This window comes from Flagellimonas halotolerans (assembly GCF_035818535.1).
GTDB classification, from domain to species: Bacteria; Bacteroidota; Bacteroidia; order Flavobacteriales; family Flavobacteriaceae; genus Flagellimonas; species Flagellimonas halotolerans.
Genome location: NZ_JAYKYV010000003.1, coordinates 61,418 through 78,127 on the forward strand (window position 1 = coordinate 61,418; position 16,710 = coordinate 78,127).

Annotated in this window: 16 protein-coding genes; 12 read left to right on the forward strand and 4 right to left on the reverse strand. The window is 41.0% G+C overall.

The genetic code is table 11. The features are described from left to right. Positions 1–1,323: a M16 family metallopeptidase gene (locus VM932_RS04915; protein WP_326277442.1), complete on the reverse strand. Its 1,323-nt coding sequence runs from the start codon at positions 1,321–1,323 to the stop codon at positions 1–3. A 183-nt stretch (positions 1,324–1,506) separates the two neighbouring features. Between VM932_RS04915 and VM932_RS04920 the strand changes: the two genes are divergently transcribed. The 3 genes from VM932_RS04920 (at position 1,507) to rpmA (ending at position 2,878) form a co-directional block, all read left to right on the forward strand. Next, the gene (locus VM932_RS04920) at positions 1,507–1,962 is read left to right on the forward strand and encodes a DUF4199 domain-containing protein (protein WP_293165745.1); all 456 of its coding nucleotides are present in this window, start codon (positions 1,507–1,509) and stop codon (positions 1,960–1,962) included. A gap of 95 nt (positions 1,963–2,057) precedes the next feature. After that, positions 2,058–2,591, forward strand: a complete 534-nt coding sequence (gene rplU, locus VM932_RS04925; RefSeq protein WP_326277443.1) for a 50S ribosomal protein L21 — start codon at positions 2,058–2,060, stop codon at positions 2,589–2,591. A gap of 26 nt (positions 2,592–2,617) precedes the next feature. After that, positions 2,618–2,878 (forward strand): 50S ribosomal protein L27, encoded by a 261-nt coding sequence (gene rpmA, locus VM932_RS04930; protein WP_163624958.1) that lies wholly within the window; start codon positions 2,618–2,620, stop codon positions 2,876–2,878. Between the two features lie 183 nt (positions 2,879–3,061). Here rpmA and VM932_RS04935 read toward each other — a convergent pair whose 3' ends face one another. Beyond that, positions 3,062–4,171 (reverse strand): D-TA family PLP-dependent enzyme, encoded by a 1,110-nt coding sequence (locus VM932_RS04935; protein WP_326277445.1) that lies wholly within the window; start codon positions 4,169–4,171, stop codon positions 3,062–3,064. Positions 4,172–4,303: 132 nt separating this feature from the next. Between VM932_RS04935 and VM932_RS04940 the strand changes: the two genes are divergently transcribed. Then, entirely contained in the window at positions 4,304–4,882 is a 579-nt protein-coding gene (locus VM932_RS04940) for a DUF3332 domain-containing protein (RefSeq protein WP_326277446.1), read from the forward strand. Positions 4,883–4,950: 68 nt separating this feature from the next. Here VM932_RS04940 and ahcY read toward each other — a convergent pair whose 3' ends face one another. After that, positions 4,951–6,267, reverse strand: coding sequence for an adenosylhomocysteinase (ahcY, locus tag VM932_RS04945; protein WP_326277447.1), 1,317 nt, complete (start codon positions 6,265–6,267; stop codon positions 4,951–4,953). 74 nt (positions 6,268–6,341) lie between these two features. Between ahcY and VM932_RS04950 the strand changes: the two genes are divergently transcribed. From VM932_RS04950 to VM932_RS04985, 8 genes are all read left to right on the forward strand, one after another. Beyond that, entirely contained in the window at positions 6,342–6,983 is a 642-nt protein-coding gene (locus tag VM932_RS04950) for a 4'-phosphopantetheinyl transferase family protein (RefSeq protein ID WP_326277448.1), read from the forward strand. A 39-nt stretch (positions 6,984–7,022) separates the two neighbouring features. Continuing rightward, a complete protein-coding gene (locus VM932_RS04955) occupies positions 7,023–7,283 on the forward strand; it encodes a thiamine-binding protein (protein WP_326277449.1) in 261 nt (86 codons plus the stop codon). Beyond that, positions 7,267–7,902 carry a nicotinamide riboside transporter PnuC gene (pnuC, locus tag VM932_RS04960; RefSeq protein WP_326277450.1) on the forward strand — a complete coding sequence of 212 codons (636 nt, stop codon included), beginning with the start codon at positions 7,267–7,269 and terminating at the stop codon, positions 7,900–7,902. The genes VM932_RS04955 and pnuC overlap by 17 nt, the downstream gene beginning before the upstream one ends. Then, a complete protein-coding gene (locus VM932_RS04965; RefSeq protein WP_326277451.1) occupies positions 7,863–8,432 on the forward strand; it encodes an ATP-binding protein in 570 nt (189 codons plus the stop codon). Before pnuC ends, VM932_RS04965 begins: the two co-directional genes overlap by 40 nt. After that, positions 8,425–9,963, forward strand: coding sequence for a DUF4301 family protein (locus VM932_RS04970; protein WP_326277452.1), 1,539 nt, complete (start codon positions 8,425–8,427; stop codon positions 9,961–9,963). Before VM932_RS04965 ends, VM932_RS04970 begins: the two co-directional genes overlap by 8 nt. A gap of 635 nt (positions 9,964–10,598) precedes the next feature. Beyond that, positions 10,599–11,996: a group II intron reverse transcriptase/maturase gene (ltrA, locus tag VM932_RS04975; protein WP_326277453.1), complete on the forward strand. Its 1,398-nt coding sequence runs from the start codon at positions 10,599–10,601 to the stop codon at positions 11,994–11,996. 518 nt (positions 11,997–12,514) lie between these two features. Further along, entirely contained in the window at positions 12,515–12,817 is a 303-nt protein-coding gene (locus VM932_RS04980; RefSeq protein ID WP_326277454.1) for a hypothetical protein, read from the forward strand. Between the two features lie 133 nt (positions 12,818–12,950). Next, complete coding sequence (locus tag VM932_RS04985; protein WP_326277456.1) at positions 12,951–14,294, forward strand: sigma-54-dependent transcriptional regulator; 1,344 nt, start codon at positions 12,951–12,953, stop codon at positions 14,292–14,294. Here VM932_RS04985 and VM932_RS04990 read toward each other — a convergent pair. Further along, on the reverse strand, positions 14,269–16,707 hold the full coding sequence (locus VM932_RS04990; protein WP_326277457.1) for a hybrid sensor histidine kinase/response regulator: 2,439 nt from the start codon (positions 16,705–16,707) through the stop codon (positions 14,269–14,271). The genes VM932_RS04985 and VM932_RS04990 overlap by 26 nt on opposite strands. Positions 16,708–16,710 lie beyond the last annotated feature (3 nt).

Below are 16,710 nucleotides of genomic sequence, written 5' to 3' on the forward strand. Positions count from 1 at the left end.
TTAATTAGCATCTTTTTGTTCTGGTAAATATTCCAATTCCAATCGTTGGTTTACCTTCAAATATTTTTTGGCCACTTCCATGATTTCTTCACGGGTAATGGAACGGTAAATATCAATCTCGGTGTTGATGAGGTTGGTGTCGTCCTTCAGCATATAATTTTCTGCCAATGAGTTGGCGATGCCCTCAACACTACTGTTGGCATTTACAAATTGGTTCTCGAACTTGTTCTGAAGTTTTTGGTAATCTTTTTCGGAAATCAACTCCATTTGAAGTTTTAGGATCTCTTCATCGATTTCTTTTTTGATGTCCTGAATGGAATTGTCCCCAACCGGAAGGCCCCCAACAATGTAGGAGCTGTAATCTTCGGCATCAATGGGCACGGAAAGTATTTGCAGCGCCATTTTTTTCTCGTCCACCAATTTTTTGTAGAGTTTGGAGCTTTCCCCATCGCTTAAATAAGTAGAAATCATGTTAATCACATAAGCATCCCGTTGTCCCTGCCCTGGTGTTCTATAAGCCAATAAAATTGCAGGGATTTGGATGTTGGGGTCGTAATACTTGGCAAACTTGGTTTTGGTGATAGGCTCTTCCTTTACGTTTGGCCTTTGAATTTCGGCGCCTCTTGGAATAGGGCCAAAATAATCTTCGATCATTTTTTTGGTCTTGGCAGCTTCAAAATCGCCAGCTACAACCAAAACCGCATTGTTGGGCACATAGTAGGTTTGGTTGAATTTTTTGAAATCATCCAAAGTGGCACTGGCCAAATGCTCAAAAGACCCTATAACCCCCCAGCGATATGGATGGTTGGCATATAGATTTTTCAGGATTTCATTAAAAAAGGCACCGTAGGGAGAGTTATCTACCCGAAGTCTCTTTTCCTCTTGTACCACTTCTTTTTGGGTGTCCACGCCAATTTGTCCAATTATAGGGTGCATCAATCGTTCCGATTCCAGCCAAAGGCCGACCTCCAAACTGTTGGAAGGAAAAACTTCATAATAATAGGTGCGATCCAAAAAGGTGTTGGCATTATGCCTTCCTCCATTGGAAGCAACGATTTGGTCCCACTCACCTCGTTCAATGTTTTTGGTGCCTTCGAACAATAAATGTTCAAAAAAGTGGGCAAAACCCGTTTTGTCGGGGTCCTCGTCCTTGGATCCCACATGGTACATAACCGATGTGGTAACCACAGGTGCACCGTTGTCCTGATGTAGGATAACGTGCAGGCCGTTGTCTAGATCATACTCTTCAAAAACCACTTCCTGTGCAGAAAGCAGGGTTACCGCAAAGAGCATTGTAAATGCAGAAAACAAATGTTTTTTCATGTTAATAGTTAGTATTTAAAAATTGATATTGCTAAGAGGTTGGTATCGATTCTTCAATCGATGTTACGCTAAATATAAAATTTTTTATGACGATCCTGTGAATTTATAAAAGTCTTTAGATTTAAAATGTGGGATAATTCACAAACATTCAGTAAATTAAACAATGAATCCAAAAATTGAAATATGAAAAATTTAACCCTTCCAATCCGTTTCGGAATAGTTACCAGTGCTGTACTGATCGCATATTTTTTGATTTTGGCTTTGATGGGAAAGCATACCAATGTTTTTTACAGCCTGTTTAATGGGGTGATTACTGGTTTTGGTATATATGAGACAATCAAGTATACCAAAATAAGGCAGGGCAAGAGTTTTAGTTATGGAAATGGATTTACCGCAGGCATTACAACCGGTTTTGTTGCCACGTTGTTGTTCACCATCTTTTTTGCCCTCTATGCAACGGAGCTGGACAGTGCTTTTCTTGATAAACTCTCCTCGGCATGGTCCAACGACTATAAGAATTTCCAAGGCATTGTTTTTTTTACAGTGGCCATAATGGGGTTTGCCACGACTTTGGTTTTGACCCTCTCGTTTATGCAACTCTTTAAAACCAGTAACAATTCAAAAAAAATTATGGGTTAAATCAGGGAAGATTACTTGTGGATTAAGGATTTAGCAGTATATTTGCACCCGCTAATTTTGATAAAGCGAAGTAATTTTAATCTAATTAACGCATTATGTACGCAATTGTAGAGATGGCAGGGCAGCAATTTAAAGTTGCAAAAGACCAAAAAGTGTACGTTCACCGTTTGCAGGAAGAAGAAGGTAATAAAGTTACTTTCGACAAAGTGCTTCTTTTGGAAGATGGTGGTAACGTAACCATTGGCGCCCCGGTCATAGAAGGTGCGGCTGTTGAGGCCAAAGTAGTAAAACACCTCAAAGGAGATAAGGTAATCGTCTTTAAAAAGAAAAGACGTAAAGGATACCAGAAGAAAAACGGTCACAGGCAATATTTGACCGAAATCGTGGTTGAAGGTATTGTAGCAAAAGGTGCCAAGAAAGCGGCTCCTGCTAAGGCTGAAGCAAAACCAGCTGCCGAACCAAAAAAGGCAGAGAAAAAAGCGGAAGCTCCAAAAAAGGAAGCTCCAAAGGCAACTGAGGATTTGAGTTCCAAAACTGTTGCTGAATTGAAGGAAATGGCAAAGGCCAAGGAAATTACCGGTTACTCTTCCATGAAGAAAGCCGAGTTGATAGAAGCGTTAAGCAAATAAAAGAAAAGAACTAAAATTTATATATCATGGCTCACAAGAAAGGTGTAGGTAGTTCAAAAAACGGTAGAGAATCAGAATCGAAACGCTTAGGTGTTAAGATTTTTGGTGGTCAGGCAGCCACTGCTGGTAACATTATTGTAAGACAACGTGGTACCAAGCACAACCCTGGTGAAAATGTATACGCAGGAAAAGACCATACCTTGCACGCCAAGGTAGATGGTGTTGTTAAGTTTGAAAAGAAAGTTGGAGGGAAATCTTACGTTTCCATCGAACCTTTTGAAGCGTAATAAGCAACAACGATATTTTGGAAAAGGCTCCGCATTTGGCGGGGCCTTTTTTATTTGCCATCATTTTTAAAGATTTCAAAAACTAATGGTGATTTTTTGGAGTGATGGGGAGTGGCCTTCTTTTCTTGTAGAATATTGAAATGAACCTCTATTTTTAGGGTTTGGGTAAATCTTGGACTTGTATTAGAAGCGTAATTTCCGTTTTCGGGCTGTAATTTCCCAAGTATCAACCTTTTTGCCATTCTCGATAACGGATGCTTCATCATGAAGGTTAATAGTAGGGCAAATATGATACGGAATGCCATATAAAACATCTCCAACGTTATGTTTGTCCCAATCTTTTACTTTGATCACACCATGTTCTTCACTTTGTGAAAGCAATTCATAATTTTCTAGATTGAGAAATTTTACCCGTTTGTCAATGGGGTTTTCAGCCGCCACGGATTTATGGCCCAGATCTACTGTAATAATACCCTCGGTGGGTTTGGAAATAATCCTTGTGATCAAAAGTGCGGCATGTTTAAAGTTTTGCTCCTTTAATTTTTCACCATAGCCCCAATCCCAAAGCACACAAGTGCCCGGGCTGGTAATTCTACTTTTGTTAATTAAGTGGGATGTAAAGGAAGGTGTTCCGCCACAGATCATTTGGGAGTCTGGGTACTTTTCTTGAACCGCTTTAAAGTATGCGGTTACTTCTTCAAGTCCCTTTTCAATTTTTTGGTTCCTCTCCTCAAAATCGGTGTCGCGTAGATGACCATCGTACACATGGAACCCTTTAAAATGTAATGCATTACAAGTATTAAGAAAAGCCATTAGCTCATCGAGGCCATGACCAACTTCGATTCCGGAACGGTTCATCCCGTTGTTGATGTCAATATAAATATCGATGGTGAGTTCATGGTCCAAAGCCTCTTGGTTTAAAAGCTCGGCACTATCCATATTGTCCAAAATAGTGGAAAACCGGGTTTCAGAATGGTGTTTCATCAGACTAAGGAGGCGTTTTACTTTGGGCCCAACAAGTTGATGGGAAATCAAAACAGACTTAGCTCCAGCTTCAGCAGCTATTTCCGCTTCAGCAATGGTGGAAGCCTTAAAATTGGAGATTCCGGATGCCACCAATAGCTCCATTACCTTGGGCATTTTGTTGGTTTTGATATGTGGCATCAACCGTTCTGTTTTGCCATCTACCAATGTAATCATCTCATTAATGTTGTACTTAACGCGTTCCAAGTACAACGCTACTGACGGTGAATCCACTGCTTTTACATTTTGTATACTGTACCAGTTGTCCATTGTTTTGAATATAAATTGCCAAGGCAATGTAACCAATTAAATGATGCCAAAAAAAGTTCATGGATAACCCATTGTGACTTTTACATAAAGTTTTTTTGTAGCTTTAATAACATTAACTATAAATCTTATATCATGAAAAAAGCAATCATTTCATCATTATTGGCTTGTTCTGTTTTATTTACTAGCTGCTTAGGTTCTTTTAGTGCCTTCAACAATTTAAAAGATTGGAACCAAGGATTAACGGATAGCAAGTTTTTGGATAACCTCATATTTTGGGGATTGAACATAGTTCCCGTTTACGGCCTGTTTTTTCTTGGAGACACCCTTATTTTTAACGTAATCGAGTTTTGGTCGGGATCTAACCCCATTGCTATGAAAGATGGGGAATCCGAAACTCAAATGGTAGAGCACGATGGAAACAAATTTAAAATGGTGGCCACCAAAAACAGAATTCAAGTTACCGTGGTGGAGGGACCAAAAAAAGGAAAGAAAATTGATTTGGTGTATAAACCAGATGAAAAATCTTGGAATGCCGTTCGCCCAAATGGTGAGATTATTAAGCTATCCTCTTTTGAAGAAGGTTTCTATATTGTTTATATGCCAAACGGGGAAAAGGTTAAAATAGACCCTATGAGTACTAGGGAAGAAGGATTGGCCTTGCTTCAAGAAAACAAGACTTGTTACTACGACCAGACTGTTTTGGGAGACTAGACTTCAGTATTTGATAAAAAAACCCATGGTTTTGCCATGGGTTTTTGTTTTATAAAAGCTTTTTAAGATTAATAGCGATAATATTCAGGCTTAAAAGGTCCTTCTACTTTTACACCGATATAATCTGCCTGCTCTTGCTTGAGCTCAGTTAACTCAGCGCCCAAACGAGATAAGTGCAATTTAGCCACTTTTTCGTCCAAATGCTTCGGAAGCATATAAACTTCGTTGGCATATTTGTCGCTGTGGTTCCAAAGCTCTATTTGTGCCAAGGTTTGGTTGGTGAACGAGTTGCTCATTACAAAACTTGGGTGGCCCGTGGCACATCCAAGGTTTACCAATCTACCCTCGGCCAAGATAATTACATCTTTGCCATCAATGGTGTACTTGTCAACCTGTGGTTTTATTTCGTCTTTGGTATCGCCGTAGGTTCCATTTAACCAAGCCATATCAATTTCGTTGTCAAAATGGCCAATGTTGCAAACAATGGCTTTGTCCTTTAAGGCTCTAAAATGCTCTTCACGTATAATGTCCTTGTTGCCTGTTGTAGTGATTACAATATCGGCATTGGACACCACGGTTTCCAATTTTTTCACTTCAAAACCGTCCATGCAGGCTTGCAAAGCACAAATTGGGTCAATTTCGGTAACGGTAACAATGGCACCTGCCCCACGGAATGATGCAGCGGTTCCTTTTCCAACATCGCCATAACCGGCAACCACAACACGTTTACCGGCCAACATGGTGTCCGTGGCCCTGCGGATAGCATCCACGGCACTCTCACGGCATCCATACTTATTGTCAAATTTGGACTTGGTCACAGAATCGTTCACGTTAATGGCTGGCATGGGAAGCGTTCCCTTTTTCATTCTTTCATACAAACGGTGTACTCCGGTTGTGGTCTCTTCGGAAAGTCCTTTTACTCCGGTTGCCAACTCGGGATATTGGTCAAGGACCATATTGGTAAGGTCCCCGCCATCGTCCAAGATCATGTTCAATGGTTTTCTTGCCTCACCAAAGAACAAGGTTTGTTCAATGCACCAGTCAAATTCCTCTTCGGTCATCCCTTTCCAAGCATAAACCGGGATTCCTGCAGCAGCTATTGCCGCAGCAGCGTGGTCTTGCGTAGAAAAGATATTGCAAGAACTCCAGGTTACCTCAGCTCCGAGGGCCACCAAGGTTTCGATCAAAACAGCGGTTTGAATGGTCATGTGAAGACAACCGGCAATCCTTGCACCCTTTAAAGGTTGTTGGCTCCCGTATTCTTCACGTAAGGCCATAAGCCCTGGCATTTCGGCCTCAGCAAGCTCAATTTCTTTCCTTCCCCAATCTGCAAGAGAGATATCCTTTACTTTGTAAGGTACATGCGGAATTGTCTTTGTGCTCATATTTTATATAAATTTACTTTTGTAGCTTCGCTTAAATAGTGCGACAAAGATACGAATTCACTTAACTTTAGTTCATGCCCATTTACAAAACAATAACAGTTTCGCCAACGACCAAAGTCTACATTTGGAAGGTTACCGAGCCAGAGGCTGAACTTGCTAAGGGTGTGGAGCTTACAACGCATTGCCAAAACAGGATGGACGGCATGAAATCGGAGGCACACCGAAGGGCTTTTTTGAGTATTCGTCACCTTATGGCAAAGGCGGGATATGTAGATCATGACCTGTATTATGACGACTTTGGAAAACCGCATCTTAAGGATGGGAAATTTATCTCCATTACCCATTCGCACAACTTTACCGGAATAATTATCAGTGAAACCGATGAGGTCGGCATCGATATTGAGATGCAACGGGATAAAATCCTAAAGATCGCCCACAAATTTACGCCCATCCAAGAGTACAAAACCTTGGCCAATTCGGAAGCATTGATGCGAAAGCTCACCATTGTTTGGGGCGCCAAAGAGTCGCTTTACAAAATTTACGCACGGCAGGGACTCAGTTTTTTAAGACATATTAATGTGATTGATTTTTCTTTTGAGGACACCCGTACCGTGGCCGAGATATTGTACGAAGGGAAAAGATCGCATTACGAAATTGAATTTATAGAGTTTGAGGGTTTTACATGCGTTTATGCGCTTAAAATGATGGGGGGATGATGATTCCTTTTTGTAGTTTTGCTGAAACTATAACTGCCCATGAAAGTATCCGTTGAACTAACCTTATCACCACTTCAAGACAATTTTGAAGCTCCTGTCATTGATTTTATCAAAAAGTTGCGCGATTCGGGACTCACTGTTTTAGAAAACCCATTGAGTACACAGGTGTTTGGTGATTATGATAAGGTAATGGAGCTGCTCCATTCCGAAATCAAGGAAAGTTTTGAGAACTTGGACCATGTAGTACTTACCATGAAAATGGTAAAATCCGACCGAAGCGAGTATGAACCCCATTTTTGATTTTTTTCTCGGCCCCTACGGAGACCGAGAACTATCCCTGATCATTTTAGAGGCCACTGCTTTTTTCTTTGGAATTGCCAGCGTGGTCTATGCCAAAAGGGAAGATATTTTGGTGTATCCCACGGGATTGGTCGCTACCGTAATAACTACCTATATCTTTCTTGTGGATCGCCTGTATGGTGATATGATGATGAATTTTTATTACTCCATTATGAGCATATACGGATGGTGGAACTGGGCCCGAAGAAGAGATGATAGACGGCTGGTGGTCAATATTTCGAGAACCAATTCCAAAGAAAAATGGACAGGGTTTGGTTTTTTCCTACTGACCATGTTGGTTACTTATGGGGTATACAGGATGTTTGGTGCGGAAATAGAACCGACCAATTACGTGGATATATTCACTTCGGGGATTTTCTTTACTGCGATGTGGTATATGGCCAATAAAAAACTGGAAAACTGGACCCTTTGGATTTTGGGTGATTTAATAACTGTACCTTTGTACGCATATAGAGGATGGGGTATGTTCTCTTTACAGTACCTCATTTTTACTGTGTTGGCAATACAGGGATATCTAGCATGGAAGAAAAACTTGGGCAAGAGCCCTCAAACCTCATAAAAGTAGTCCTTTTTGGACCCGAGTCTACCGGAAAAACCACCTTGGCCCAACAATTGGCCGAGCACTACAATACGCAATGGGTGCCCGAATATGCACGGGAATATCTTCAAGAGAAATGGGACAGGGAGAAAAAAACTTGCGAACCCCACGATTTGGTTCCCATTGCCTACGGCCAAATGCGTTTGGAAAATGAGTTGGCCAAAAAGGCAAATCAAGTCCTTATTTGTGACACGGATCTTTTGGAGACCAAGGTTTATTCGGAGGCTTATTACAATAGAACCTGCGACTTACTTTTGGAGGAGTACGCCCTAAAAAACACCTACGACCTATACTTTTTGACATATATAGATACACCATGGGAGGCGGATGATTTGAGGGACAAGCCAGATGAAAGAGAACGAATGTTTGCGTATTTCAAGGAAGCTTTGGAGAATAATAACAGGAAATTCGTTATTTTAAGGGGGGATAAAGCGTCAAGGCTATCCACAGCAGTAAATTATATAGATAAACTTCTCCAAAAACATGATTGAATTAAGTCCTAAAGACTTGGAACAATTGGATTCCAAAGGAATTTCCAAAGAAAAAGTAGCAAACCAAATACAAACATTTAAAGAGGGCATCCCCTTTGTTCAGCTATCGCAAGCCGCTGTGGTGGGTAATGGCATACTTAGGTTTTCCGAAAAAGAACAACTCGACCTGCTTCAGTATTTTGAGGACAACAGAAAAGAACTGGAACTATTAAAGTTTGTGCCCGCTTCGGGAGCGGCATCCCGAATGTTCAAGGCCATGTTCAATTTTTTGGACAGTTATGATCCATCAAAAGAAAAACTCTCCGAATACATAGAGCGAACTGGTGACAAGGATGCAAAAAAGTTTACCGAGAACCTTTCGGATTTTCCTTTTTACGACCTCATAATGTCAAGAATAAATGGCAAAGCATCCAACAAGGATGAAGAATCCTATCTTTTTGTAAAGGAGATGTTGGCCGAGGATGGGCTCAATTACGGTTTTTATCCAAAAGGGCTATTGCCTTTCCATGAATATGATACAGGGACGGCAACCCCGTTCGAGGAACATTTAAAAGAAGCTGCGCTTTATGCGAAAACAAAGGGCAGGGCCAATCTTCATTTTACCGTATCGGAACAGCACGATGAGATGTTCGCCAAGGAAGAAGCCTTGGTAGGGCCAAAAATTTCAAAGCTGACCGATACCATTTTTAAAGTGTCCTACTCCAACCAAAAACCTTCAACGGATACCATTGCGGTGGATATGGAGAACCAGCCATTCAAAAATAGCGATGGAACCATTCTGTTTCGTCCGGGAGGGCATGGGGCGCTCATCGAAAACCTTAATGATCAAAATGCCGACATTATCTTCATTAAAAATATTGATAACGTAGTCGTTGATAAAAACTTGGAGACCGTGGCCAACAGCAAAAAAATGTTGGCCGGTGTCCTAAAAAAAGTACAGGATAAGGCTTTTTCTTATGCCAAACTTTTGGAAAAAGACGATGTTTCCATTGAAAAATCGGATGAAATAAAAGCTTTTTTGGAAAGAGACCTCAATGTTCGTATGCCCAAAAATTACGATGATTTCAGCGTGGACGAACAAAAGAAGGTTTTAAAAGATAGGATAAACCGCCCCATCCGAGTTTGTGGCATGGTTAAAAACGAGGGAGAACCCGGTGGAGGCCCTTTTTGGATAAAAGATGGTCAAGGGAACATATCGCTTCAAATCATAGAGTCCGCCCAAATTGATATGGACAACAAAGAGCAAGCTGCAATAGTACAGAACGCAACACATTTTAATCCCGTCGACCTGGTCTGCGGTGTACGGAACCATAAAGGAGAAAAGTTCAACCTATTGGAATTTGTGGACACCAAGCAAGGTTTTATTACAGGAAAAACCAAAGAAGGCAAGGAATTGAAAGCCTTGGAACTTCCTGGTCTGTGGAACGGGGGCATGGCCTTTTGGAACACTATTTTTGTAGAGGTGCCATTGGTAACCTTTAACCCTGTTAAAACGGTAAACGACCTTTTAAAGCCAACACACCAAGCATAAAAACTTAAAAGACAACGAATTAATCCGCTTCCTAAATGGATAGCGGATTTTTTTGTGTTCTGGCGTGACCTATCATTAAAAGGTGTGTCTTAAAAGTACAATCGAAATTGTTTTCGATGACATGATTAAATTTTGATAATCCTTGTGGGTTGTCTCAACTAGGTTGGTTGGTTTGGGAAGAGGCCGTGCATTTTGTACGGCTTTCTTTTCTTAGTGGTGTGCCGTGCATGGCATATTACTTGACGGTGCAAGTCCGTTATGAGGGTTTATAGCTACCTATCATTAGCTAATGGCAAGGGTGTCCATCGTGAGGTGGAATCTGAAGGAAGCCGGCAGCAAAGTTCTGGTCCGAGGAACACGAACATCATATAAGGCATGTCTGATCTGGATGAGCTTGCCACTCAAAGCGAAGTCCTAAAGCTATACGGAGGTCAGAGTGTAGATGATGCGGATATATGGAACGAAAGTGATATGTCTTACCACGGGAGGTCTCATAGACATAGTCGAAACAGTGTATGAAGCTATGGTTGAAACAAGATTTGCTATGAGAAGTCAGCAGATCCCATAGTACCGGAATCAATCGACACCGGGAAGGGGTGAACCTTAAGAAGTAAGTAGTCAATGAATATTACCTTGTGAAGGGAAGAGAGCAGAAAACATCGAAAGATACCTGGCAGCAAAAGGATAGGGCGGAACCTGAAAGATATGCAGCAGGGCAGACCTTTATGAGGATAATTGAAAACAACCTTACAAATGTCAATCTATTAGAAGATGGATTGCTTGAACAGATCCTGTCTCCTTCTAATCTTAACCAAGCCTACAAAAGGGTTCGGAGTAACAAAGGGAAAGGAGGGGTGGACAAGATGGAAGTCGATGCCTTAAAGGTCTATCTTGTGGAGAACAGGGACGAACTATTACAATCCATCAGGGACGGAAAATACCGTCCCAATCCAGTACGACGGGTAGAGATACCTAAAGCGAATGGAAAGAAACGATCACTTGGCATACCAACAGTGGTAGACCGGGTGTTTCAACAAGCCATCACTCAGGTACTCTCTCCTATTTACGAGAAGCAGTTCTCAGCGCACAGCTATGGTTTCAGACCCAACAAGAATGCTCATCAAGCACTGAAGAAATGCAGGGATTATATCACCAACGGCTATACTTATTCTGTTGATATGGATCTGCAATGTTTCTTCGATACGGTGAACCACAGTAAACTCGTGGAAGTATTATCAAGAACCACAAAGGATGGACGAGTAATATCGCTCATACATAAATATCTTCGCGCTGGAGTAGTCAATGGGAATAAATTTGAAGAAACCAAGCTGGGGGTTCCGCAAGGTTCCCCGCTAAGCCCATTACTTTCCAACGTCCTACTCAACGAGCTGGACAAGGAGCTCCAGAAAAGGGGGCATAGGTTCGTCCGCTATGCGGACGACCTTATCATCCTCTGCAAAAGTAAGAGGGGTGCAGAGAGAACACTACGGAACATTATTCCGTTTATAGAGAATAAATTATTCCTGAAAGTAAATAAGGAGAAAACACAAGTAACCTATATCAGAAAGACTAAATTCCTCGGATACTCCTTTTACCAATATAAAGGAGAAGGGAGACTCCGAGCCCACCCTGACAGTATCCATAAAATGAAACAGCATATCAAGCTGTTAACATCAAGGAGTAACGGAGGGGGAGGCGCCATAAGAAAGGGGAAGCTCAATCAATTTATTAAAGGTTGGGTGAACTATTTTAAAATGGCAGACATGAAGAATTTGTTGAGGGATATAGATATGTGGTACCGTCGACGTCTGCGAATGTGCATCTGGAAACAATGGAAGCATATTCGGACAAAAGGAAGAATGTTAATTAAACTCGGTCTAAGCAAGAATCAAGCGTGGCAATATGCCAATACGAGGAAGAACTATTGGCGTATAGCCAATACTGATATTCTTCGATGGACTATCACGAATAAACGATTATCTAAGGCCGGATACCCTTCTCTTCTGGAGTTCTACATGAAGGTCAGGACATAAATTAAGGAAGCGCCCAGTACGGATCCGTACGCTGGGTGCTGTGGAAGGTCGGAACGGGAATTAATCCCGTTCCTCCTATCCGATTTCGGAAACAATAGGCAACAACATTAAAATGATTTATAAAATAGTCCTGTTCTTTAATCTAATATCATTGGCTTTGGCCATTTACATATTGATATCGTATTTAATAAGCAGAAATAAGGATAAGGACATGCAAAATCAGGATGATGCTATATAAACACTATCCATGTATTATCCATTTCTGCCAAGTTGTACCGTGGTCTTTTTTCCTTGTGACCGTATAATTGGCAATAATGAAAGGCTGCTTCGGCAGCCTTTCTTGTATAAAAATTACACAGGCTGTTTACCGAATTACACACTTTTACACAGTGCTTCAAAACAGCTTAAAATTATAACCAACTAATAAACAACAATGTACGTGTATTTGATGTGTGATTTTAGAATTGGCACTATGTTTTCACATAGTTAGTCAAGTTTAACAATTAAAATCATATACCATGAAAAATTTAGCTTTAGCAACAGTACTATCATTTGTAGGAATCACAGCATTTGCCAATGTGGAAACCCCAGAATTGGAAAATAATAGCGCAATGGAAATCGTACAGGGGGATTTTGAAGAGATCAGCGTTTCCGACCTTCCATCGGCAGTAACAAGTGCTGTGGAATCAGATTACCCTACGGCTACGATCAGTAAGGCGTACAAAAATGACCAAGATCAGTACAAATTGGACCTTACCCTTGAAGATGGTACAACAGGAACTGTGTATGCCGATGCCGAGGGGAATTGGATTGACATGTAATTAGTTTTATCACCCCACAATAGTTAGTTTGGTTGGAAAAGGGCTGCTTCGGCAGTCCTTTTTTTTTGTGATAATTTTATCAAAATGGAAAAGTCCCAAAAAGAGCCAGGGCCGTATATTAAATAACTGAGATATGCCCAAAATCTTGATAATCGAGGACGATACTGCTTTTTGTCAAATGCTTCAAAAGTTTTTGACCAAGAACGGTTTTGCCGTATCAGTAAGTTATTCCATTAAGGAGGCAGAGGAATATCTAGCGTCATCTACCTTCGACATAATCCTATCCGATGTTAGATTGCCGAAAGGAAACGGGGTTACTTTGCTTCCCCAGGTAAAACGCGAGTCACCAAAGACCCAAGTTATTTTAATGACAGGATATGCCGAGGTGAAGACTGCGGTAAATGCCATTAAAAAGGGTGCTTTCGATTATATATCAAAACCTTTTACACCAGAAGAAATACTTTCCGTAATTAAAGATGCCCTGCGCTCCAAAGTGACGGATTTCAAAGTTTCTCGCGAAAGCTCAAAATCGACTGAAGCGAAGAAGGGCTCGATCAATTTTTTAAAAGGTCAAGGAGAGAAATCCAAGAAACTCCAACAGTATGTGGAGCTGGTCGCTCCTACAAACATGTCCGTTTTACTAACGGGCGAAAGTGGTACGGGAAAAGAAGTCACCGCCAAGGCCATTCACCGGGCAAGCAAGAGAAATGATCAACCGTTTGTAGCGGTAGACTGTGGTGCCATACCAAAAGAAATTGCCACCAGCGAATTTTTTGGCCATGTAAAGGGCAGTTTTACGGGCGCCATAGATGATAAACAAGGCCATTTTGAAGCGGCCAACGGAGGAACCCTTTTTTTGGATGAGGTAGGGAATCTATCCTACCAACATCAAATTCAGCTGCTTAGGGCCATTCAAGAGCGTAAAATAAAACGAGTGGGCAGTACCAAAGAAACCCAGTTGGATATCCGCATTATTGCTGCCACAAACGAAAATCTTTCCGAAGCTGTGGAAGAAGGTGGTTTTAGGGAGGATTTGTACCACAGACTCAACGAGTTTTCCATTGAAGTGCCATCCTTGAGGGATAGGCGAGAGGATATTCTTCTATTTGCAGATTATTTTCTGGCCGAAGCCAATTCCGAATTGGATAAGAATATTTTAGCGTTTTCCGATCAAACCAAGCGAATCCTTCAGGAGTATGATTGGCCGGGAAATTTGAGGGAAATGAAAAATGTGATCAAAAGGGCCGTTCTTTTTTCTGAAACGGAAACCATGTTCCCAAATGCTTTGGCAGAAGGAGTCGTAAAAGGAGCAAGTAAATATGAAGAGGTCAATTTTTCTAAATCCGATTATGAGAAGGAGCGGATTCTGACCGCCTTAAAGCAGACCAACTTTAACAAAAGCAAGGCGGCAAAGCTACTGCAGATCACTCGCAAGACGCTTTACAACAAAATCAATCAATATCAATTGAATGTATAGCTAAATAATTTTGGATTTCAGTTTCCAAATTGGACAGCACTTTTTTTAGTTCCGAAAGAATTTTGAACGTTTTTTCACCTTTTGTATCATCGGAAATATTTTCCAAAAGTTCCAATAAGTGGATGGCATCTTGTATTTCCAACTGTCTGAACATGGGCAACATTTTGTGGGATGTAGCCCTAATATCCGTATAATCTTTATCGCCAACGGCGGAAAGCAAAAACGCTAGATTCTTTTTCGTATTCTCCAAAAACACTTGTAAAACTTCCTGAATGGCATTTGGATCATCCAAAAAGGGTGAAATATTTTTAAGAGTGAACATGGAAGACTCCGAAGCAGGAATTGCATTGGACAAGGCCACCTTTTCTGTCGATTTTAAAACGCGCAGGAGGGAATTGGCCGTAAATGGTTTTTGCAGCACATCCGAAAAACCAGGCTCTAAGTAGTCTGCTTTATTGCCGATTTGTTGTCCGGTCATGGCAATTACGGGATTTTTATATCCAATGCTTTTAATTGTTTTTAGCACGGAAAAACCATTTGTAGTGGGCATTTGAATATCTGTCAGCACAGCATCGAACTGGTGGATTTTTGATAGCTCAAAATCATCAAAATTCAAAATAGTTTTTGTTTTGATATCGTTGATTTTACAAACCTCGGAGATAAGGCCAAGCATGTTTTCATCATCATCAATAACCAAAATGGAAAGCTCTTTGGGTTTGGAAATAAACGCTTTGGAATCATTTTCAACCACTTCGATTTTAGAAAACTCAACAGGAATCCGAACAGTAAAAGTACTCCCTTTGCCTACTTTGCTCTTCAAACTCAATGTACCTCCCAGTAATTCTGTCAGTTTTCTGGAAATGGTAAGCCCCAGCCCATACCCGACCTGGGCTTTCTGGGAAGGAGCTTCTGCTTGTGTAAACTCTTGGAAAATGGCTTCCTGCTTTTCGACAGCGATTCCTATACCCGTGTCCTCAACATCAATCCTCACCCATGTAGCTTTGTTCTTTTCTTCCACTACCGCAGCAACCCTGACATGGCCAGAATCTGTAAACTTAAAGGCGTTACCAATGAGGTTGGTAAGTATTTGCCGTATTCTAAAAGGATCGTTTATGATAGGCTTTTTTAAGTCGTCGGCTATTTTCAATTGGAGCAATACTCTTTTTTTTGATTGTATTTCTTCAAAATCAACCGCAGTTTCTTCTATTAATTGGAATAGGGCAAAAGGCACCTTGTCCAACTGGATTTTTCCCGCCTCCAGTTTGGAATAGTCCAAAAGGTCGTTTACCAAATTATCTACATAGCCAGAAGAAGACTTGATTTTCTTAAGGTAGTTCAGTTGTTTCGTGCTCAATCCACTTTGCTCGATCAAGTCGGAATAGCCCCTGATGGTATTCAGCGGTGTTCTTAGGTCGTGGCTAACGGTCGAGATTAATTGTTCCCTGCTTTTTAAAAGTGATTCGGAATATTTTTTGGCCTTTTCGAGCCGTTCTCGGTATTGCTGTGCTTTCCAGTAATCCTTGGAAATCATGAGCGTAAACAATATCACTGTTATTAGCCCTAGAATAACAGCTCCGACTGCCAAGCGAGAGCTTTTTTTCAATGCCTGCTCTTGCTTAAGACTGTCCAGATGGGTATTCAGTGCCATTTCCTGCTCAAAGTCGGATAAAATGCCCCGCATTTTTTGTGAAAGCTCTAGGTCGGTCCTATAAATTTGAAGTTCTTTTTGCAATACGGTTCGTTCGGCCGTAACTGTTTCGGTCTTGGCTTTGTTTAAAATAGCTTTGGATACTTCTAAAATGGAGTCGATATTTTTGGCTGTCGCATTACCATCGGAATTTGGAATATTCTTGTTGAGTATGGCGACGTACTCTTTGATGTATTCTTGGGTTCTAGTAGGCAATTTGTCAAAATTCGGAGCAAAGGTCTCCGGGGTAATTCTGCCCATGTCCACTTCCATCTCATGGAAAGCCTTTAAAACTGAGTCCAAAGAAGTTTTATTTTCGTTCCTAACCTTTAGTTTTCGTAGTTCGGCATTATTAAAAACCTTTTGCTTTAATAATTCCTGAACACTGTCCAACCTAAGATTTAGACTGCCACTGTTGGTTTGCGCCAATGGTTTAAGGGAGTCGATGAACTGGGTAATGGAGTCCACCTTTTGCGCATAGTATTTTAAATCCTGCGGTTTTTTGGTCTGTAAGGCCAACTTGGATAAGTTTTCGGCATCATAGAGTTGTGTGAGCAACCTGTTGGTCTTCAGTAGTTTTTCGTTGCTCTCTCCTTGATTTTTTGCAGAAGCATAGCTTTTGAACTCATTATAGATAAAGAATGCAGCCAAGGTTGCCAAAACTCCAAGCACTGCATAACTCAGTATAATTTTAAGGGTAAACCTTTTTTTGGATTTAGGGTGCATACC